At 66.2% G+C, this 20,202-nt stretch carries 17 protein-coding genes; 8 read left to right on the top strand and 9 right to left on the bottom strand.

Going from position 1 to position 20,202, the window contains the following annotated elements:
• Positions 1 to 8: 8 nt before the first annotated feature.
• A complete protein-coding gene (locus tag ACIQTX_RS01060) occupies positions 9 to 1,097 on the bottom strand; it encodes an AAA family ATPase (RefSeq protein WP_402967756.1) in 1,089 nt (362 codons plus the stop codon).
• 119 nt (positions 1,098 to 1,216) lie between these two features.
• On the opposite strand from ACIQTX_RS01060, the gene ACIQTX_RS01055 reads away from it, so the two are divergent.
• Both ACIQTX_RS01055 and ACIQTX_RS01050 read left to right on the top strand, forming a co-directional pair.
• The gene (locus ACIQTX_RS01055; protein WP_402967753.1) at positions 1,217 to 1,810 is read left to right on the top strand and encodes an RNA polymerase sigma factor; all 594 of its coding nucleotides are present in this window, start codon (positions 1,217 to 1,219) and stop codon (positions 1,808 to 1,810) included.
• Entirely contained in the window at positions 1,776 to 2,924 is a 1,149-nt protein-coding gene (locus ACIQTX_RS01050; RefSeq protein WP_402967750.1) for a CU044_5270 family protein, read from the top strand. Before ACIQTX_RS01055 ends, ACIQTX_RS01050 begins: the two co-directional genes overlap by 35 nt.
• Positions 2,925 to 2,930: 6 nt before the next feature.
• On the opposite strand, the gene ACIQTX_RS01045 is transcribed toward ACIQTX_RS01050, so the two are convergent.
• Positions 2,931 to 3,233 (bottom strand): hypothetical protein, encoded by a 303-nt coding sequence (locus ACIQTX_RS01045; protein ID WP_402967747.1) that lies wholly within the window; start codon positions 3,231 to 3,233, stop codon positions 2,931 to 2,933.
• A 139-nt stretch (positions 3,234 to 3,372) separates the two neighbouring features.
• Here ACIQTX_RS01045 and ACIQTX_RS01040 point away from each other — a divergent pair, with 139 nt between their 5' ends.
• The gene (locus ACIQTX_RS01040) at positions 3,373 to 3,735 is read left to right on the top strand and encodes a winged helix-turn-helix transcriptional regulator (RefSeq protein ID WP_402967744.1); all 363 of its coding nucleotides are present in this window, start codon (positions 3,373 to 3,375) and stop codon (positions 3,733 to 3,735) included.
• A gap of 166 nt (positions 3,736 to 3,901) precedes the next feature.
• On the top strand, positions 3,902 to 5,326 hold the full coding sequence (locus ACIQTX_RS01035; protein WP_402967741.1) for an NAD(P)-binding domain-containing protein: 1,425 nt from the start codon (positions 3,902 to 3,904) through the stop codon (positions 5,324 to 5,326).
• 57 nt (positions 5,327 to 5,383) lie between these two features.
• On the opposite strand, the gene ACIQTX_RS01030 is transcribed toward ACIQTX_RS01035, so the two are convergent.
• A complete protein-coding gene (locus tag ACIQTX_RS01030; protein WP_402967738.1) occupies positions 5,384 to 6,088 on the bottom strand; it encodes a Pr6Pr family membrane protein in 705 nt (234 codons plus the stop codon).
• A gap of 104 nt (positions 6,089 to 6,192) precedes the next feature.
• On the opposite strand from ACIQTX_RS01030, the gene ACIQTX_RS01025 reads away from it, so the two are divergent.
• Together ACIQTX_RS01025 and ACIQTX_RS01020 are read left to right on the top strand one after the other, a co-directional pair.
• Complete coding sequence (locus ACIQTX_RS01025) at positions 6,193 to 8,355, top strand: adenylate/guanylate cyclase domain-containing protein (RefSeq protein ID WP_402967735.1); 2,163 nt, start codon at positions 6,193 to 6,195, stop codon at positions 8,353 to 8,355.
• 2 nt (positions 8,356 to 8,357) lie between these two features.
• Positions 8,358 to 9,782, top strand: a complete 1,425-nt coding sequence (locus ACIQTX_RS01020) for a mechanosensitive ion channel domain-containing protein (protein WP_402967732.1) — start codon at positions 8,358 to 8,360, stop codon at positions 9,780 to 9,782.
• A 43-nt stretch (positions 9,783 to 9,825) separates the two neighbouring features.
• Here the strand turns inward: ACIQTX_RS01020 and ACIQTX_RS01015 are convergent, their stop codons facing one another.
• The 6 genes from ACIQTX_RS01015 to ACIQTX_RS00990 all read right to left on the bottom strand — a co-directional run bounded on the left by ACIQTX_RS01015 (position 9,826) and on the right by ACIQTX_RS00990 (position 14,682).
• Entirely contained in the window at positions 9,826 to 10,908 is a 1,083-nt protein-coding gene (locus ACIQTX_RS01015) for a hypothetical protein (protein WP_402967729.1), read from the bottom strand.
• Complete coding sequence (locus tag ACIQTX_RS01010; RefSeq protein ID WP_402967726.1) at positions 10,905 to 11,510, bottom strand: ATP-binding cassette domain-containing protein; 606 nt, start codon at positions 11,508 to 11,510, stop codon at positions 10,905 to 10,907. Before ACIQTX_RS01010 ends, ACIQTX_RS01015 begins: the two co-directional genes overlap by 4 nt.
• Complete coding sequence (locus ACIQTX_RS01005; RefSeq protein ID WP_402967723.1) at positions 11,501 to 12,451, bottom strand: peptidoglycan-binding protein; 951 nt, start codon at positions 12,449 to 12,451, stop codon at positions 11,501 to 11,503. Before ACIQTX_RS01005 ends, ACIQTX_RS01010 begins: the two co-directional genes overlap by 10 nt.
• Before the next feature lie 95 nt (positions 12,452 to 12,546).
• The gene (locus ACIQTX_RS01000) at positions 12,547 to 13,194 is read right to left on the bottom strand and encodes a hypothetical protein (RefSeq protein WP_402967720.1); all 648 of its coding nucleotides are present in this window, start codon (positions 13,192 to 13,194) and stop codon (positions 12,547 to 12,549) included.
• 3 nt (positions 13,195 to 13,197) lie between these two features.
• Positions 13,198 to 13,491, bottom strand: coding sequence for a hypothetical protein (locus ACIQTX_RS00995; protein ID WP_402967717.1), 294 nt, complete (start codon positions 13,489 to 13,491; stop codon positions 13,198 to 13,200).
• Positions 13,492 to 13,749: 258 nt separating this feature from the next.
• Entirely contained in the window at positions 13,750 to 14,682 is a 933-nt protein-coding gene (locus ACIQTX_RS00990) for a DMT family transporter (RefSeq protein ID WP_402967714.1), read from the bottom strand.
• Positions 14,683 to 15,156: 474 nt separating this feature from the next.
• On the opposite strand from ACIQTX_RS00990, the gene ACIQTX_RS00985 reads away from it, so the two are divergent.
• Together ACIQTX_RS00985 and ACIQTX_RS00980 are read left to right on the top strand one after the other, a co-directional pair.
• Positions 15,157 to 18,954, top strand: coding sequence for a putative toxin (locus ACIQTX_RS00985; protein WP_402967711.1), 3,798 nt, complete (start codon positions 15,157 to 15,159; stop codon positions 18,952 to 18,954).
• A gap of 11 nt (positions 18,955 to 18,965) precedes the next feature.
• Positions 18,966 to 20,129 (top strand): hypothetical protein, encoded by a 1,164-nt coding sequence (locus ACIQTX_RS00980; RefSeq protein ID WP_402967708.1) that lies wholly within the window; start codon positions 18,966 to 18,968, stop codon positions 20,127 to 20,129.
• The last annotated feature ends 73 nt before the right edge of the window (positions 20,130 to 20,202 follow it).

The following is a 20,202-nucleotide window of genomic DNA, read 5'->3' as shown; positions in this document are numbered from 1 at the left end:
CGGGGCGGTCAGGGAGTGGGAACCGACGCGAAGATCTGGTCGATGATCTCTTCGCTGCGCACGCCTTCGGCATCGGCTTCGAAGGTCAGGAGCACGCGGTGGCGGAGCACGAGATGCCGGAGCTCGCGGATGTCTTCCGGCAGCACGTGCGAGCGCCCTTTGAGCAGGGCCAGCGCCCGGGAAGCCTGCAGGAAGGCGATGCTCGCACGCGGGCTCGCGCCGTACTTGATGAAGCGGGCACGCTCTTCGCCGATGTACGGCGCGGGGTTCCTGGTCACATAGGCGATCGACACGATGTAGTTGCGGATCGCGGCGTCGACGTAGATGCGGCTCGCGACGTCTTGGAGCAGGCGCACGTCGTCGAGGCTGACGGCGCCGGCCACGTGCCGATCGGGGTCGAGCACGCCGGAGTCGATGCGGCTGAGCACCTCGAGCTCCTCGGCGGGGCTCGGGTACTCGACGATCTCCTTGAGCAGGAAGCGGTCCATCTGCGCCTCGGGCAGCTCGTACGTGCCCTCCTGCTCGATCGGGTTCTGCGTCGCGATCACGAGGAACGGCTTCGGCAGGTGGTGGATCTCGCCGCCGATCGTCGTCTGATGCTCCTGCATGGCCTCGAGCATGGCGCTCTGCGTCTTCGCACTGGAGCGGTTGATCTCGTCGAGCAGCACGAAGTTCGCGTGCACCGGACCGAGCACGGTGCGGAACGAGCCCGTCGCCGCGTCGTAGATCTGGCTGCCGGTGATGTCGCTCGGCAGCAGGTCGGGTGTGCACTGGATGCGCTTGAACCGCGCCTTCACCGTGTCGGCGAGGGTGCTGGCCGCGGTGGTCTTGGCGAGGCCGGGGACGCTCTCGAGCAGAATGTGGCCGCCGGCGATGAGCGACACCAGCAGGCTCGTTCGCAGCCGGTCCTGGCCGACCATCTTCGCGGAGTAAGAGGTGGAGATGATCCGCAGCACCTCGGAGGCCCTGGCCATCTCGGCGTCGGTCGGTGCGCTGTTCGCGGGAGCAGCGGCGACTGCCGGCGTGGGGGCCTGCGCGGGAGCGGGCGGAGGCGGCGGCGCCGCGGGCTGCGGGGATGCGGCGTTCAGATCTTGCATGCTCTCTCCTCCTGGGGAGCATGGCGCTTCTCCCCCCCAGCCAGGGTAGTCGTCGTATCGGGGAGGACACTCCGCCAGAATTGCCATGAACCTGATCGAAGGAATCGAGCAATACGGATGTGAGCCCCGACAACGAGGTGATTGAACGCTCGATCCGCGAACCGGCGGTGTTCGAGTCGCTCTACAGCCGCCATGCGACGTCCGTGTACCGCTATGCGGCGCAGCGCCTCGGCGACCACGCCGCCGAAGACGTGATGGCCGAGACGTTCCTGGTGGCCTTCGAGCGGCGCTCGGCGTACGACGTCACGGTGCAGAACGCCAGACCATGGCTGCTTGGCATCGCCACCCGGCTCATGCGCAAGCACGTGCGCCTGGAGGCGGTCGCGTGGAAAGGGGTGTCCGCAGACCTCGCGGCGCAGATCGTCCCGGACTTCATCGAGCAGGCAGGTGCCCGGATCGATGCCGAACGGCTGACTAGACGGTTGAGGAAGGCCCTTCGTCGGCTCTCGAAAGCAGATAGAGACACACTCCTGCTCTACGCGTGGGGTGACCTCGACTACGCATCGATCGCCCTCGCCATGCAGGTGCCGATCGGCACGGTGCGCTCTCGGCTCAACCGGGCACGGCGGCACTTGCGCCGTGCCGCCGGAATTCCCACCATCGAACAGGAGACGGATCATGGACGAGTTGACACTGCTCCGCAGCACTCGTGATCAGACCCGCGTGCCGAGCCACGAGGCACTGGCGCGCGGTCGGGCCGCGCTCGTCTCGCAGATCGATGGCGAGCTTCCGGTCACGCTCTTCGCACACGTAGGCGATGACACTGCTTTCGTTCCTCTGAAGACCCGTCGCCGTCGTCGCACGGTCGCCTGGGCGGGATTCTCCGTGCTCGGCGCCGCGAGCGTGATCGTCGCCCTCGTGGCCACCAACGTGCTGGGCGTCGCCGGCTGGAACGGGGGCGCCGATCCTGCAGCTGCGAGCGCGCTTCGTTCCGCCGCGGCCGCAGCGATCCAGGTCAGCGACCCCGTCGTAGGCCCCGGGCAGTATCTGTTCGTCCGTACCGACGGCGTGTTCACGGGCGTCGGGACCCTTGAAGAGGATGCAGACCGAATCAGAGCACAGGGAGGCGAGATCCAGCCGTCCGACGATGTCGCCATCCTGGTGTCCACCCATGACGAGCTCTATGTGCCGGCGGAGCGCAAAGACACCTGGGTGTGGATCTCCTGCACATCGCAACCATCCCAGACGTTCGGACCCCGCTCGGAACGCTTCGCGGAGGAGTACGCGGAGGACATGAACACCTACGACCTCGACGTCATCCGGCAGTTCCCCGGGGGCGTCACGCCGGGTGGTGGCAGCTTCGGGGGTTACGCCGAGGGGACGACGACGAGCATCGATTACGACGCTCTTCCCCGGGAACCGCGCCTGCTTCTCGACAGGATCTACGAGCTGAACGAAAACTCGGGGCAATCGCGCGACGGTCAGGCCCTCGAGTGGATCATCAGCACTCTTCAATGGGGCATCGTGCCGGCCGACTTCCGCGCCGCACTTTACAAAGCAGCAGCGGAGATCCCGGGCGTGGAGATCACGGACGCTCAGGCCACGCTCGACGGAACCACGGGCATCGCGATCGGCCGCCTCGAGACGGCCTCCAACACGCGCCATGAGTTCATCGTCGACCCCGAAACGGGACAATACATCGGTGAACGACGAGTGACCCTCGACGGGTACGCCGGGATGCCTCCGGGGACGGTCACCGATTGGACGGCCGTGACCGCCGCCGTCGTCTCGTCCGCACCGACGGATGCTGCGAGCTGCGGCGGTTAGGCGTCGTCACTGGCCGAAGATCGCCGAGGTGGCCGCGATCCATCCGAACGCCAGGGCGAGGATCGTCACGAGGACCCAGATGGTCATGGCGATCGCGTTGAGTGCGATCCCCCATGCCGCCTGCGTGCGCGCACGCGGTTCGCCTCGCAGCGACACGATCCCGAGGATGAGTCCGACGGCGGGCGCGAAGAATGTCCAGCCGGCGAACAGGGAGCAGATCCCGAGAACGAGGCTGGCGGTGCCCTTCGCGGTCGATGTCGCAGGATCGGACGGCGCGGCTGTAGCTGATGCGGAGACGGTGGTTGACATGCCATCCACGCTATGACGGGGCCCCGTCGACCGGCATCCGTCTGGAGTACCGAGGTCGTACGTCCAGCGGATGATTGCGTACTCGAAGGGGAGCAGTTACCCGCAAGGGGTGCTGGTAACTTTCGGATACCTTTACCGGATGACCACCCTCAGTAGTTGCGCCGTCGGCACGCCTCACGATGTCTACGACGCACAGTGCCCGTGCCGTGGCATCCTCGATCTGCTCGCCGACAAGTGGAGCGCGCTGATCCTCGGAGCGCTCGAAGGCGGACCGATGCGATTCGGAGAACTCAAGAGGAAGCTCGAGGGCATCAGCCCGAAGGTGCTGACGTCGTGCCTGCGACGGCTCGAAGACCGCGACCTCGTCTCCCGCGAGATCTTCGCCGAGGTGCCGGCGCGCGTGGAGTACTCGCTGACCGGGCTCGGCGCCGATGCTGCGAAGCCCCTGCAGAGCCTTCGCGAGTGGGTCGAGTCGAACATCCAGCGCTTCCCCGGCATCTGACCTTCGCTCGCAGTCCTCACCGCAGGCGCCGACGGCCGACCCTGATAACGTCGAAGAGCAGCCGCGTTCCGGGCAGGTCGAGCACTTCCGCTCCCGCCGGGACAGAACTGTTCCTCGCTCGGATGCGGCCGCGCCGATACATGACTGAAGAGTATGAGGACAATACGTGACGAGTAGAGAACGAGTAGCGATCATCGGCGCCGGCCCCTCGGGCATGGCGCAACTGCGGGCTTTCGAGTCCGCGGCCCGCGCGGGGGCGGAGATCCCCGAACTGGTCTGCTTCGAGAAGCAGGCCGACTGGGGCGGACAGTGGAACTTCACCTGGCGCACGGGCCTCGACGAGTTCGGTGAACCGGTGCACTCCAGCATGTACCGCAACCTCTGGTCGAACGGTCCGAAGGAGGCGCTGGAGTTCGCCGACTACAGCTTCGACGAGCACTTCGGTCGCCCCATCTCGTCCTACCCGCCGCGCCCGGTGCTCTGGGACTACATCGCCGGCCGCCTGGAGAAGAGCGATGTGCGCGAGCTCATCCGTTTCCAGACCGTGGTGCGCTGGATCGAGTTCGACAGCGAGCGGGAGGTCTTCACGCTCACCAGCGAAGACCTGCCCACCGGCGAGTCGACGGTGGAGGAGTTCGACCGCGTGATCATCGCCAGTGGTCACTTCTCCTTCCCGAACGCGCCGGACTTCCCCGGTATCGAGACGTTCCCCGGTTACATCAGCCACGCCCACGACTTCCGAGGCGCTGAGGCCTTCGAAGACAAAGACGTGCTCGTGATCGGCGCGAGCTACTCGGCCGAAGACATCGGGAGCCAGGCGTTCAAGATGGGCGCCCGCTCGGTGACCGCGAGCTTCCGGTCGGCGCCGATGGGCTACGACTGGCCCGATGGCATCGAGGAGCGGGCGGTCGTCGAGCGCTTCGAAGGCAGCACCGCCTTCTTCGCCGATGGCACCTCGAAGCACGTCGACGCCGTGATCCTGTGCACCGGATACCTGCACAAGTACCCGTTCCTTCCCGACGATCTGGCCCTGTCATCGCCGAACAACGTGTACCCCGACGGTCTGTACCGGGGAGTGGTGTGGCAGGGGAATCCGCGTCTGACGTACCTCGGTGCGCAGGACCAGTGGTTCACCTTCAACATGTTCGACGCGCAGGCCTGGTACGTGCGCGATCTGATCCTCGGCCGCCTCGCGCTGCCCGACGAGCAGGAGCGCGCGGCATCCATCGCCCAGTGGCGCACGCGCTTCGGGCAGATCGACTCGGCTTCGGCGGAGATCCGCTTCCAGGCCGATTACATTCGCGACCTGCTCGAACTCACCGACTACCCGGAGTTCGACATCGACCGAGTCGTCGAGATCTTCCTCGCGTGGAAGCGCGACAAGAAGGACGACATCATGGGCTATCGCGACCGCATCTACGAGTCGGTCATGACGGGCACCATCGCGGTCGTGCACCACACGCCGTGGCTCGAAGAGCTCGACGACTCGCTCGAGCGCTACCTCGACGTGGATCCTGATGCCACCGAGGCGGCGCGGATCATCACCGAGCTCCCGCGCGACGACGACCGTGAGGCGCTCGCTACCGCTTGAGTAACGAGTGCATCGACGACGTCCCTCCGCCCGTCTCGGGTGCGAGGGGCGTCGTCGTCAGGCGGCGTGCGCGGCTTCGGTTCCGCGACGCCTGCCTACCCAGACGACGCCGGCAGCGACGGCGATGATCGCGATCGCGATGCCGATGATGTACCCGGAGACGCCGAGGTAGCCGCCCGGTACGGTGTGGGGATTCAGGAACGGATACGGGTACCAGTAGGGCTGCCCGGTCGCTGGCGCGATGATGAGATTCGCGCGGATCAGCGTGTAGACGGCCCAGACCAGCGGGAAGACTGCTGCGATGGCGATCGTGCTCCAGCCCAGCGCCCGGCGGCGCGGAGCGAGCAGCACGTCGAGGAGCAGGAACAGTGGGATCACGACGTGCAGCACCTCGTTCGACCACGGCACGGTCACGCCCTGGGGCAGCACCTCGCCGCGTAGCAGCGTGTTGTAGACGATGCCGGTGACGATCATGTAGGTGCTGACGCATACCAGCAACACGGCGAGCCAGCGCGGCTCAGGGGCGGTGGTGCTGCGGTGACGCAGCGCCCAGATCGCGGCGATGACGAGGGCGATCGCGGCGAAGAGATTCGACTCGATCGTGAAGAAACTGAGGAAGTTCGCAGCGACCGTGGGGATGTGACCGCCCCACTCCGTCGGCGAGTCGAGGGCGTTCTGAATCGAACGCGTCAGCTGGGCGGCGATGGCCGCGAACGCCAGCAGGGCTGCGGCGATGCGCAGATAGGGCCACCAGGTCGTCATTTCGCCTCCGGTCGCAACTGTAGTGGCAGGTTTCCATAGACCGCGGGACCGATATATCGATATCGTCGGACCGTTCACGCAGCACGCGCATGGCGGAGGGGCAGATGAGCGAGAGCGGAAACAGCGGTACGGCCGGCACGACCGGCGTGAAGAAGGCCCGGTTCCGACGAGCCGGCCTCAGCATCCAGTCCAAGCTGCTCATCATGCTGCTGGGGGTGAGCCTCGTATCGTCCGTGATCGTCGGAGCGATCGGCTTCGTCAACGGGCGGCAGTCGCTCCACGACTCGGCCGTCGACCAGCTGATCACCATCCGCTCGATGCGCGCGGCCGAGATCACGACGGCGATCGAGAGCGTGCGCCGCGACGCCTCGCTCAACAGCCGCAACCTCAGCGCACAGAGCATGTCGACGGCCGTCAACGCGGGTTTCGCCGACCTCGCCGATCTGGAGCTGGACGAGAATCAGCGCGCCGAGCTCGAGGGCTACTACCAAGACGTGTTCATCCCCGAGCTCGAAGGGCGCTCGGGTGAGGAGTACGGCGACACCGCGTTCATCCCCGAGTCCGCTGCCGGGCAGTACGTGCAGCTGCAGTACGTCCTCGGCAACAAGGACTTCGACGCCGACTACGACGCGCAGCTGGACTTGAACGACAGCGGCGACGGCACCGCCTACTCGACCGCGACCGAGCGCTACGGCGACTACTTCACCCGTCTGGTCAAAGAGGCGGGCTACGAAGACGCGCTGCTGCTCAACACCGACGGCGACGTCACGTTCTCGGCCTACAAGGGTGTGGAACTCGGGACGAACATCCTCACCGGGCCCTATCGCGACTCGGCTCTCTCGAAGGCCTACGCCGAGGCGATCGCGACGAACTCCGTCAACACCGTCGTGCTCACCGACTTCGACCGCTGGATCCCCTCCCTCAACGTGCCCGCGATGTGGGTCGTATCGCCGGTGGGGAACGACAACGGCATCACCGGCGCGATGGCTTTCCAGATCTCGATCGACACGATCAACGATGTGATGACCGGGAACGAGGGGTGGAAGGCGCAGGGCCTCGGCGATACCGGCGAGGTGTATCTGGTCGGCCGCGACGACCTCATGCGCAGCACCGCGCGTCGGCTCGTGGAAGACCCCGACGACTACGTGAAGCGCCTCATCAGCGGTGGCATGGCGCCGACGATCGTCGACCGCATCGCCGCGATCAAGGGCACCGTGCTGCTGCAGCCGGTCGACACCAAGGCCGTGCAGGAGGCGCAGGCGGGTCGGAGCGGCACAGTCGTCGGACGCGACTTCATCGGCGGCGACAGTGTCACGGCCTATGCGCCGTTGGAGATCGAAGGGCTCGACTGGGTCGTGATCGCGCGCATCGACACGGCCGAGGCGTTCGAGCCGGTCAACGTCTTCACCCGCAACGTGCTGCTGTCGCTGCTCGGCATCCTGCTCGGAGTCTCGTTGCTCTCGCTGTTGCTCGCGCAAGTGTTCACGCGTCCGATCCATCGTCTCGTCGGAGCCGTGCACCGCGTTGCGGAGGGGGATCTCGACGTGCAGGTGCCGCAGAGTTCGCGCGACGAGTTCGGCGACCTCGGTAGCGCCTTCAACGACATGGCCTCGAGTCTGCGGATCAAGCAAGACCTGATCGAAGAGCAGCAGAAGGAGAACGAGAAGCTGCTGCACACCCTCATGCCGGAGAGCGTGGCGACGAAGTACAAGCAGGGCGACGAGGCGATCACCGAGGCGCACGAGAACGTGTCGGTCGTGTTCGCGGAACTCGTCGGGTTCGACGACCTCGCCCGCGGTGTGAGCGCAGAAGAGGAGATCGGCCTGCTGAACACCCTGATGCGCGGGTTCGACGAGGCAGCTGAGAAGGCCGGAGTCGAAAAGGTGCGCACGCTCCGCGGCGGGTACCTGGCCTCGTCGGGCCTCATCGTGCCGCGGGTCGACAACATCCGGCGCACCGTGGAGTTCGCGCGGAGCCTGCTCGGAGTGCTCGAGCGCTTCAATGCGCAGAACGGCACCCAGATCGGGTTGCGTGCCGGCGTCGACACCGGCACGGTCACGAGCGGTCTCGTCGCGCGGACGAGCCTCGCCTACGACCTCTGGGGTGATGCCGTGAGCCTCGCCTACCGGGTGCGTTCGGTCACCGGCGAGCCGGGTATCTATGTGAGCCAGACCGTGCGCGATCGCACGCAGGAGATCGTCACCTACGTCGAGGCGGGGACGGTGGAGACGCAGGGCAGGACCGAGACCGTGTGGAAGGTGGTCTGATCATGGGCGACGTCTTCACGGGCGGCTGGGTCTGGTGGATCGTCGGCCTCGCGGTCGGCGTGCCCGTGGTTCTCGTCGTCCTCACCGAGCTCATCGGTGCGCTGACGCGGCGGGGCAACCCGGTCGCGAAGCCGCTGAGGATGCTGCGCAACTGGGTCATCCCGGTCGGCGCGCTGTTCGCATTGCTGGTGTTCGCGATCCAGTCGCCGGCGGATCAGGTGTGGACGCGGGTCGTGGCGACCGTGTTCGGGTTCCTCATCATCCTGCTCGTGCTGTCGGCGTTCAACGTGGCCCTCTTCGCCAACGCGAAGCCGGGGTCGTGGCGTGAGCGGATCCCGTCGATCTTCGTGGAGATCGGGCGGCTGGTCCTCGTGGGCGTCGGCCTCGCGCTGCTCTTCTCCTGGGTGTGGGACGCCGACGTGGGCGGACTGTTCACGGCGCTCGGGGTCGGATCGATCGTGATCGGCCTCGCCCTGCAGAACGCGGTGGGTGGGGTGATCTCGGGTCTGCTGCTGCTGTTCGAGCAGCCCTTCAAGATCGGAGACTGGCTCGATGCCGCGGGCGTGAAGGGCCGGGTCGTCGAGGTGAACTGGCGAGCCGTGCACATCGACACGGGCTCCGGCATCCAGATCGTGCCGAACTCGTCGCTCTCCGGAGCCTCGTTCACGAATCTGAGCGAGCCGGAGGGGCCGTACTACTCGGAGACGGCCGTGAAGTTCTCGACCGACGATCCTCCGCACGAGGTGATCGCACTCCTGATCGAAGTGGCCGACTCCCTGCCGATGCGATTGCAGCGTGAGCGGGCGACGGTCGAGTACTCGGGTGCGGGTGCCTACTCCGTGTCGATTCCGGTGGCAGGCCCGGCCGATGCCTCGCGCGCGCTGTCGATGTACCTCTCCTGGCTCTGGTACGCGGCGCGGCGGCGCAGTTTCGCACTCGACGGCGACTCCACCGACCCGCTCGCCGAGCCGCAGCGGCTGGTCGAGGCGATGCATGAGATCAGTCCGACGCTGCACCTGCGGGAGGAGGACTTCGACGAGGTGCTCGCCGCCGCAAGGCTCGAGCGCTACGGCGTCGGCGAGATCGTGATGCCCAGCGGGGTCGTGCCCGACGAGGTCCGCGTCGTGTTGTCGGGGCGGGCGGCACTCGCCCTCGAAGTCGACGGCGGCCGTGTCGAGTTCGCCGCTGCCGAGAAGGGCGACCTCATCGGGCAGACCGCTCTCACCCGTGAACGCACGCAGGCGGTGACGGTCGCGGGCGAGATCCTCACCGTCGTCGTACTGCCCCTCGCGACGATCGACGCGCTGATCCGCACACGGCCGCGTCTCGCCGTGGAGATCGGGGAGTCGCTTGAGCTCAAACGCACGCTCGCCGCCACGCGGTTGGCTGAGCTGGGCATCGCGCGCGGGGTGATCACCGGGCGCTGAGCGGTTGCACCTGGCTTTGCGGGTGAACAGGGGTGAGCCGCGGTCAGCGATCCCTGAAGTAGTCCAGGGCGCGACCCGAGCTGATGGAAGCCAGCGCCATCATCGCCCCAGTCCAGGCCGCCATGCCACCGCCGACAAGGAGCAACTCGGCGTACTGAATCGACGAGAAGCGCACGGAAAGGGCCATCTCAACGGCGAGGATCGAGGCCAACACCACAGCGGAGGCCATAGTCATCCAGGAGAGGGTTTCCATCGATAGATGAACTGCTTGATCTCGTGGACGGATGCCGACGAGTCGGGATGCAGCGAGCTCCAGTCTTCGTGTGCGGACAGCAGCGAAGCCCAGTGCGGCCGCGGCGCACAGAAGACCAAGCGGGAGGAAGGCGGTCGCGCGGTCCCGGTAGCGCTCCTCGCCGGAGAATGATGCCCCCAAGGTCGTGTTGAGTTGGCTGATGGTAGGGACACCCTCGTCTGTGGAGGCCTGATCGAGGACCGATGCGCTGATGATGGAGCGCGCTTGTTCCGATTCCGGCCAGATCGATACCCAGCATTCGTCGAAGGTGTCGGCTGCCGGGACGGTCTGGATGGTGGCGTACCCGAGGAGCGCTCGACGGCCGTCATCGGGGTAGTCGAACACACCGGTGACGAGGGCCCGGCCGTTCGCGGTCGGAAGATCATCCCCTGCGGTGATGCCCAACGCCGATGCGACCTGTTCAGACACGAAGACCCCGTTAGGGCTCGTGGCACGGTCGAGAACAACAGGCACGAAACCGGGAGTCGCGTCGAAAGTCGGCAGATCCACCCCTGGGGTCATCGCAGGTCGTAGCGGGTTGCTGGACTGGCGGATGGCACCAGCACTTTCCACGTTCGGAAGCGCCCCCATGCTTTCGCACCGCAGACCATCGATGTTTCCCGTGCTTTCGACGACCAGGACTGACGCGCCCGCCGATTGCCACCGCTCCGCGTCCTGAATGATGCCGTTCGTGACGGCCGAGTTCCACAGCAGCGCAGCCATCGCGAGCAGTACCCAGAGCACGCCGAAGAGGCCGCCACGCGTGGTCCCTGATCGAAGGTTCCGGGAGGCCTCGGAGCGCAGGGACGCGAGGGTGATGGTTCCGGTCTTCATGCTCGATAGTCGGTCAAGTCGATGAGGTGCGAGCATGAGTCACGTGTGTCCGGGTCGTGTGTGGCCACGACGACGATGCAGCCTCGTCCGCTGAGTCTTGAAAGGGACTCGTTCACTGCCGAGGACGTGCGCATGTCGAGCTGCGCTGTGGGCTCGTCGACGAGGAGCAGCGCCGGGTCCGCGGCGACGGCGCGCGCCAGCATCAGACGCTGTGCTTCGCCACCGGAGAGCTGACGGAATGCTTCACCTTCGATGCGAGCGAGTCCGAACTCTCCGAGGAGTTCTCGAGCCTGTGCTTCCGCTTCCGGCCGGCTGCATCCGCGCGCCAGCAAGGGCAACACGACATGATCGAGCGCAGTTCGCCGAGCGACCCCATGCGGGTTCTGGAAGACCCAGTTCACCGTGATGTTCGTCGAACGCACTATTCGCCCCATGCGCGGTGCCACATCCCCGGCAATGATCCCCAGGAGAGTGCTCTTGCCAGAACCGGAGGGGCCGACGATGGCATAGCTGTTACCGCGGGACAACGTCGTCGTGAGGCCGGTGAACAGCAAACGCTCTGCACTGTATCCGTGCCCCACGTTCTCGAGGGTCAGGGGCATTGCCGGCGATGATCCGGAAGGAGCGAGACGATCTCCGGTTCCGGGTCCGAGAAGTCGATGAGGGTGTATCCCCGTTCGCTGCTGACAATCGCGCCTCGGTATACCGTGGTCGCGTCGCTCACGCAGGCAGTGTCGTCTCCGACGCCGAACAGCGCTGAGGGCGGAACCTGGGCGACACGGATCGGTTCTGCCAGTTGCACGGACCCGGACAGAACAACTTTCTCCGGGTCTGTGAGGTAGTCGCGGAACGTCGGGGTCGCGGCGATCTTCGGCCACGCAGCAGCATCGACTGCGCCGTCTTCGTCCAGGTTCGCGACGATCCCATCGATGAGGAGCGTACGAGCTGCCGACGGAACCGCCGTCGGCAACGTTCCCACTCGGAGTGAGGCGATCGCTGGCGGGAGTTCGGCCAGCGTGGCTCCCGGCTCGACCGAGCTCCCGACGGAGATCGGGCATGTCACGATCTCGGCGGGCGAGGAGGGCATCCAGACGATCGAGGCAGGGTCGATGGCGTCCACACGCGGCGCGTCTGCGACCAGACCGCGACGAAGAGCGTTGAAGAACGCGATGGTGCGCGTTCCGACAACCCCGTCCACCGCTCCGGTGTATCCGAGTGCGGCGAAGGCCTGTTGGAGTTCGCTGACATCAGCGCCACGGTCATCCATCACGAGGGTCCGCGCAAGTGGCTGCGCGGTCGCAAGGTCGAGAAGAGGAACGCGGTCCAGGATGAAGGTCGCCCCGCCTGACATGATCGCACCTCCCGGGGTGCAGGTGCTTCCGGTCAACAGCCCTGCTCCACGCGCTACCAGACCGGGGGAATCCTGCAGTTTGACGGCGAGGTCCGCGGTGCGCGCGTCATCGAAATCCTGGTAGGCGACATCGACATTCTCGATTGCGCTCGGCGTTGCGAGCTCTGTCGGGAGTGTCGTCCGACCGAGCATCCAACCTGTTGCAGCGAGAGCCGTTGCGAGCAGCAGAGCGGCAACCGACAGAAGTACTGTTCGCTGCCGCCATTCTGAGAAGACCGATGCCGCCATCATTCACCGGACGGGGCTGATGCGTCTTCGAGGATGCCTAGCGGGTCCTGAGCGCAGGTGCGCACCGCGGTCGAGTTCCAGTCGAGTCCTGTGTACGCATCGAGGTCGCGCTTGTACTGGGGAGGCGTATAGCTCGCCCCCACCACATCATTCCGTTTCAGGCACTCCACCACGATGGTCGCTTCATCCTTCTGGTCAGGGTTCCGTCGAATCTGTTCATACAGAAGCGCGACGGAGCCGACAGTGCGCTGTTCGCACCTCGGCACGGCATCTTCGGAGATCTGCGTCTCGTTGGCGTTGCCGTTCTCGTCGACCGCGAAACCGCCGCTGGGGTAGATCTCGACGGTGAGCCCCAGGTCTTCCAAGCACTGCTTGAAGTCGCCTCGCAGCTGCGTGTACTCGGCGTCGGTGATGACGCCGTCAGCGAGGATCTCTCGCTGCACTTCTGTCGTGGTGGTCGAGGAGTACACGTTCGCGAACAGGTCTGACCAGGGGCCCTCGAACGCCGGGATGTCTCCGACCGTGTTCTCAGAGAGACGCGTCTGAGTCGTCGGCGGGCGGGGCGAATCGCTTGTCGCGGCGCAACCGACGACGATACTCGAGAGTGCGAGCACGGAAAGCGCCCACGGCACCCTCGTCGCCTTCATCGCTCACACCGGTCGGAAGACGTAGCTGTAGGCCTGAACACTCGCATAGTTCATGGCCTGCCACGACGTCTGGCCAGTGAGCACGTACGGAGCGAAGATGAGCTGATTGTTCACCTTTACGTAGCTGGCCAATTTCTTGGTACTGCACACTGACTTGCTGTTGACGGCCCGCGACTCGGAGTAGTACCCGCAGTAGCCGTCGGCTGCCTGTGCTGCGGGGGCGAGGGCGAGCGAGGCGCCGGTGAGCCCGGCCGCGACGGCCACTGCGGTCAGGCCGCGGCTGATCTTTGATTTCAAGGTGGTACTCCAGGGCGTCGGTAGCTGTCTGATAGTCCGAGCGGACGAAATCCAAACGGTATAGACGGCGACACGAGATGTATGTCGGCCGTTTGGGGGACAGCCCTTTCGCGTCGGAGCGCCTTACCGCCGAGTCATCAGGCGTGGCGCCGGAATGCTCGGTGAGAGCGGGGTTCCGGTCCTCCGTGATATGCCGGAATTGCCTGTCGCGGGCCCGCCGAGTCCCTCACGGCTACGCCCTCCGGGCGCTGGGCGGGGTCAGCTTCGTCGCCGCCACCGCAGACGCGTGATGAGCACGCCCAGCAGGCACAGCGCTCCGCCAAGGAACATCAGCGGCGTCGGCACTTCGCCGAGGATCGCCCAGGACATCAGGATCGCGATCGCCGGCACGACGTACGTGGTCGCTGAGGTCTGCCCCGCGGTGCTGCGCTGCAAGACGTAGGCCCAGGTCGTGAAGGCGATCGCCGTGGGGAAGATGCCGAGATAGACGACCCACAGCGTCGCATCCAGCGGTGCCGTCTGGAGTGAGCCGATGAGGTTGCCGATCCAGGGCAGCAGCGCGATGGTGCCGACACCCGCACCGAGCCAGGTGAGAGTGGTCGGGTCGACGCCCGAGGTGAGCAGCCGCTTCTGCACGAGCGTGCACCCTGCGTACATGACGGCAGCGAGGAGGGCGAGCAGGAGGCCCGTGATGTCGGGGCCGGCGCTGGTGGAGGAATTCATGCCGATCAGCACGACGCCGAGGAAGGCGATGGGCGCCCCGATGACGAGCGGCTTCGGGAACCCTTCGCGCAGGAACAGTCCGCTGAAGACGACGACCATGAGGGGCGCGAGGTTGACCACCATCGCGGCGGTTCCCGCATCGAGCGTGAGCTCTGCACTGTTGAGAGCGAGGTTGTAGACGCAGAACCAGCCGATGCCCCACACGGCGATGAGCAGCCAGTGGCGACGGGCCGGAATGCGGATGCCGTGCCGTACCGCGATGATGGTCAGCACGACGGTGCCGACGGCCATCCGCAGCAGCGCAAGAGCACCGGGGTCGTAGTGCGGGCCCGCGCCGCGGATGCCGATGAAGGCCGAGGCCCACAGCACCACGGTGACGAGGGCTGCGACGAGGACGAGCGCGCCCTGCTTCTTCGGCGCACCGGTATCGGTGCTGATCCCGGGGTCGCCGGACGCGGCTGTTGACATCCTCCGATCCTCGCAGGGGCGTCCGACATCGGGCGAGCCGTCGGAGTGCCATCCGCCGTTGCATTTCGGACGATCCGAGACGATGGCCCATGGGCGGTGGTTCACGAGATCTTCCCGACCGGTTCACGTTTCTCTTCCGAGTGGAGAAAAAGTTCCTTTCGATCCCATTCCTCATCCGTGGAGATGGTTGCTTCATATGAAGACTGAAACTCACACTTCACAGGGAAAGCCCAGCGTCAAGTAGGCCATTCGGGGGACAGACAAGACTCACAGCCGACGGATAGAGTCCCGAGCGAGTACCGCCGCAAGCCCACGGTCGAAGCGTGACGGTCCTGTTTCGAGGTCGTGGTTTGCGTGCATTCTGACGTGCGTGTGCGCGCACGCGCCATGACTCGTTCCGGGGCGCCGTCGTCGCAACGCCGGGATATCCACGCGGTTCGATCCCTGTCGTGTCCCCTGGAGAAGAGTCCTGCGATGAAGACCAGATCTCACCGTCGGCGCCTGCGTTTCGCGCCGGCTCGGCGACTCCCGTTCGCATTCGCGGCGATGTTGATGACGACCGTCGTCGCGGTCGGGCTCTTCCAGCCGCTCGAAGCGTCGGCAGCGACCGCTGCGGCGACCGCGCGCACGCAGGTGTCGGCACCGGCGGGGCTCTTCACCCCCTCGACGGACGCCGCAGGTGTGGTTACGCAGTTCACCGACGGGGGGCCGGCCGTCCAAGCGGCTGCGAGGCAGGCACTGCTCAAGGGCGGGCAGAGCGTCGAGAGCTTCATCACCACGGGGCAGCACGAGGCGATCGCGCAGGATTACCGCCTCATCGCGCTGCGCCTGAGCCTCGCGGGTGGACGCGCCGTCCGGCAGCAGGCGGAGGCCGTGCTCACGGCGAACAACCCTGACCAGCTTCGCGCGTTCGTCACCGAGGGATGGAAGGACGCCTGGGAGGTCGACGACCGCTCGGCGGCGTACGTGCTCGCAGACACCGGCACGCCGACGGTGCAGCGCGAGGCGAACAAGGCTCTGGACTCGGATGACTCGAGTGCGGTGTCGCAGTTCCTGCTGATCGGTCAGCACGACGCCAAGATCATCGATGACCGGGCGGCGGCCTATGTGCTCGCTTCTACGGGCTCGCCGAGTGTGATCGCGGCGGCGGAGGCAGCGCTCGACGCGACCCTTCCGGACGGTTCCGAAGACACGCAGGCCGTCGCCGACTTCCTGCGCTACGGGCAGTTCGTCGCCGGCGCGCGCGACGCCGAGGCAGCGACCATCGCTCAGCTGACGAACCAGGTGATCGCGGCGAACATGGTCGCCCAGGAGGAGCGTCGCAACGCCGACAACGCTTCCGCGCAGGCGGTCCTCGCAGCCAAGCTCGCGAAGGAAGCCACGCAGCGGGCCGCTCAGCAGGCTGCTGCCGCGCAGGGTAATGCCGAACAGGCCAGCGCCGCCGCGACCCGGGCGGCCGGGCTCGCCCGTCAGGCGGCCGACGCGGCCGATCTCGCCGTGCAGGCGGCAGCCGCAGCGCACCAGGCGATGAACGCCTCGATGAGTGCGGCCGGAACGGCTGCCTCCGCGGCAGCGCGAGCGAACCGTGCGGCTGCGAGTGCCGATGGTGCGGCGGCGAATGCTGCGGGCCAGGAAGGCATGGCGGCTGCGGCGCGGGCAGAGGCCGAGAAGGCGCGCGACGCCGCAGACAAGGCGGCGAAGGCCAAGCGTGCAGCGGCCGAGGCGGAGACGGCGACGAATGCGGCGAACCGCGCGGCACAGGCTGCGGGCGCCGCGGCCGGCTACTCGGGCGAGGCGGCCGGATATGCGATGGAAGCCTCTCAGGCGTCGGGAGTGTCATCGGCCGCTGCCGCGCAGGCGCGGGCTGCTGCGGCGAAGGCGAACGCGGCCAAGAACCGCGCGGCATCCGCCACGGCGCGGACGGATCGTCTTGCCGCCGAGACCTCGGCTGTCGCTCAACAGGCCCGTGATGCGGCCGGGCGTGCAGCCGACAACGCCAACGCCGCGGCGATCGAGGCAGACACGGCCGCGGCTCAGGCCGGTGTCGCGCAGGGGGCTGCTGCTCGAGCGACCGCTTCTTCGGGGAAGGCGGCTGCCGCCGCTGAGGCCGCCACGAAAGACGTCGAGCTCGCGAAAACCATCTTCACCCTGGCGCGGAAGGCCGATGCGGAGCGTTTGGCTGCAGAAGAGGAATTCGGGCTGGCGCAGGCGGAGATCGCCGCAGCAGAAGAAGCCGAGGAGAAGGAGCTCAAGGACGATGCCAAGAAGGAGGGCGCGGCCGCTGTCGCGGAGAGCAGCGCCTTCCTGAAGAAGATCACCGCTCCGGATGCGAACCTGCAGGAGCTGCTGCCGGAAGCGCGCTCGGCCATGCTCGCCCTGATCACGTCGGGAACCCCGTGGATCGCCGCGGCGGCGGAGCAGGCTGTCGTCGGGAATGACGAGGCGGTCGTCGAGTTCTTCAAGAACGGGTACGGCGTCGCTCTCGAGCAGGACCAGTGGGACGAGGCCAAGGCCCTGCTGTACGAGGGCGACAACACGATGCTGCAGAGCGAGGCGTATGACGTCCTCGAGAACGGCGAGGAATATGTCGCCGCGTTCCTCAAAGAGCGACTTCCTGAGATCCGTGATCTCGAGAACCGTCAGGTCGCATTCGTGCTGGCCGCGGAGGGTGGCCCCGCCATGCAGCGCGCGGCGAACCTCGCGCTCGACGCGGATGATCCTGCGGTTCTTGCGAAGTTCATAGCCGAGGGGCAGTACGACGCACTGGAGGTCGACCAGCGTGCGGCTGCGTTCGCGCTCAGCACGACCGGCGGCCCCGAGGTGCAGGCGGCTGCGAACATCGCCCTCGAAGGCTCCAAGGCCGCGCTGAAGAGATTCCTCGAGCAGGGGCAGTACGAGGCCGCCAAGCGTGACAACGACACCGCCGCCCACGTGGCGCAGATGCAGAGCATGCTGCATCTGGCCGACCAGCAGGCCTCGGCCGCACGGGAGGCTGCTGCGCTCGCGGAGAAGGCGGCGGCGACGGCTCGACAGGCCGCGGCTGAGGCGCAGGCGAGCGCCGACCTGGCACGGAAGTACGCGCAGGAGGCGCAGGCTTGGGCGGCGCAGGCTGCCACGTCGGCCAACCAGGCGACCGCTTCGGAGAACGAGGCGCGTCAGTCGTCGCAGCGGGCGCATCAGGCGCTGACGGCCGCGACCGCCGACGCGAAGAAGGCCAACGGGTTCGCGGCGCAGGCGACGTCGTCGGCGCAGTCGGCAAGCGCGGCGGCGTCGCGGGCCAACGATGCCGCGAGCCGTGCAGCCACCTCCGCGACGAATGCGGGGCTCGACGCGGAAGCTGCGGTGAAGGCCGCGACGGAGGCGCGCGATATCGCGGCGTCGAAGCAGCGCGCTGAAGACGGCGCGAAGAACTTCCCGCCGCCTGCGGGCAAGGAGGGCGAGCTCACTCAGGCGCAGATCGATGCCGCGTACGCGCTCGGTGGAGACGCAGAGGTGCAGCGGCTGAAGGACGCCCACGCGTTGACACAGCCTGATGCCCTGCTGAACTTCATCATCCAGGAGGGCGGCAAGGTTCTCCTCGACCTCATCGGTGTGACGGACATCATGGACTGCGTCACCAAGGGCGACATCGGTGCGTGCTTCATGACGCTTATCGGGTTCGCGCCATGGGGCAAGCTTGCCAAGCTCGTCGAGTCGATCCCGCTGATCATGAAGCTCGCCGACAAGGTTGTGGGCTTCGTCAACAAGGTCGGCGACGCGTTCAGCCTCCTCAAGAAGAACAAGACCAAGGTCGACGATGTCCTGAGCGGATGCACCGGGCCGGCGCCGAGAGACTGCGGGCCCTTCAAACCCACCGATTCCACCTACGACCCGAAGGACCCCGCTCATATCAAGGGGCAGAAGGGCGAGACAGCGGCGGGGATCCCGTTCTCGAGCCAAAGCCAGAAGACGACCTTCACCAGGTCGGACTTCCCGGATCTCGACCTCAAGAAGAATCGGATTCCCGATCACGTGACGGCGACTTCGATCATGGAGGTCAAGAACGTGAAGACCCAGTACTTGAGCAGCCAGATCCTCGATGACATCAAATTGGTCGAGGCGACGAACAGGTCGGAGTTCGTGCTGACTGTGAACTCTCAGACGCATCTGACGGCGCCACTGCTCAAAATGCTGTGCGACGGACACGACAAGATGTCCTTCGCCGTCAAATTCCTCCCGGATACCGTCGGAGGCAGTCTGTCCGATAACAAACTGCCGACCTTGTGCAAGTAAGGAGCATTCACTTGTCATACGACCTGGACGTGTTCGCGAGAGTGAGCCTCGCGCCGCGGGAGCTCGCAAAGATCGCATCGTCCCCTGGTGTGCGTGTGCAGCGTGACCGGGGTTGGGGAGCCAAGGGCATCAGCGCTCACGACGAACTCGACCGCCCTGTTTTCACGCTCGAGGGGCCAACAGGGGTCGACGCAGAGGACGTTCCCGCCAGCGCCGCCGAAGCAGTGAGCGTGGCTGTGGTCTACAACATCCACGTGCCGTACGACGTCAGCGAGTCTGCAGAGAGTTTCCGAGCGGAGCCCGACCCGCGCCACCTGGCGGCCGCGCGCATCTACGCTTCCAATCTTGCGCGCGAGAGCGATGGTGTCGTCGTGAATCCGCAGATAGATGACGTCTCCGCGCAGCAGTCTCCGGCGAAAGGTGGCTCTTCGGGACCGAAGCTGTACGTCCATCTCGAGTGGTTTCGGAGGATGGAGGATTCGCCGGGGTCCAAGGCGCTGGCAGACAACTACCTTCGGTCCGCACGAGCGAGCTTCCCGCCCGCCGTGCCGGTACGCTTCGGTCCCCGCGAGCCCTTGAAGGGCCGCCTACCCCGGGATGGCGATGATGCGTTCGGAGATCTCTATCGGGCGGAATGCCGTCTGAGCGCAATGATGATGACGGGCAAAGGACTATCCGGGAGCATCTCAGCGTGGTCCAGCATCACGCGCACCGGTTATCAGAGCGCATCGGCGGTTTTCGAACTCGACGGTCTCGAGAAGACCGGAGCTGTAGACAACGTTCACACATTCATCGAGGAGATGGCGCGTTCCTCGGAGAGCTTCTTCGCGTTCGCTGAGGTGAACAGCAGCAAATACGCGACGGCAAGGCCCCGTGGTTTCGACGGCGAATGGGGCGGTCTGCCCACCGATCCGCAGTGGATTACCTGGTATGACGCAGAGTACGCGCCACTCGTTCGTCGGTTCTTGACGGAGGGAAGAGTCGAGGAATTCGCAGGCGGTGTGCTCCACAGGTGGTCCGAAAAACCAGCGCAGGCGGAAGATATTCGGCGGAGCCTGAAGCGGGACGACTGGGTTCCATCGGAACTCAGAGGCGTACTTGAAAACACCCCGAACGGTGTCCGCGGTCGCGTACCGGCGAAGGTGATGCCAGCTTCCCTGCGCCCTCCTCAATAGGCGTCACGCTGACTAATTCATCGCGGGCATCGAGCATCACCGCAGACCCGAGGCGCCACCGACCCTTGAAAGG

It is taken from the genome of Microbacterium sp. NPDC090281, assembly GCF_044769635.1.
GTDB lineage: Bacteria > Actinomycetota > Actinomycetes > Actinomycetales > Microbacteriaceae > Microbacterium.
Note: the sequence above shows the minus strand (reverse complement) of the source record. Positions and strands in the feature narration are given on the sequence as shown.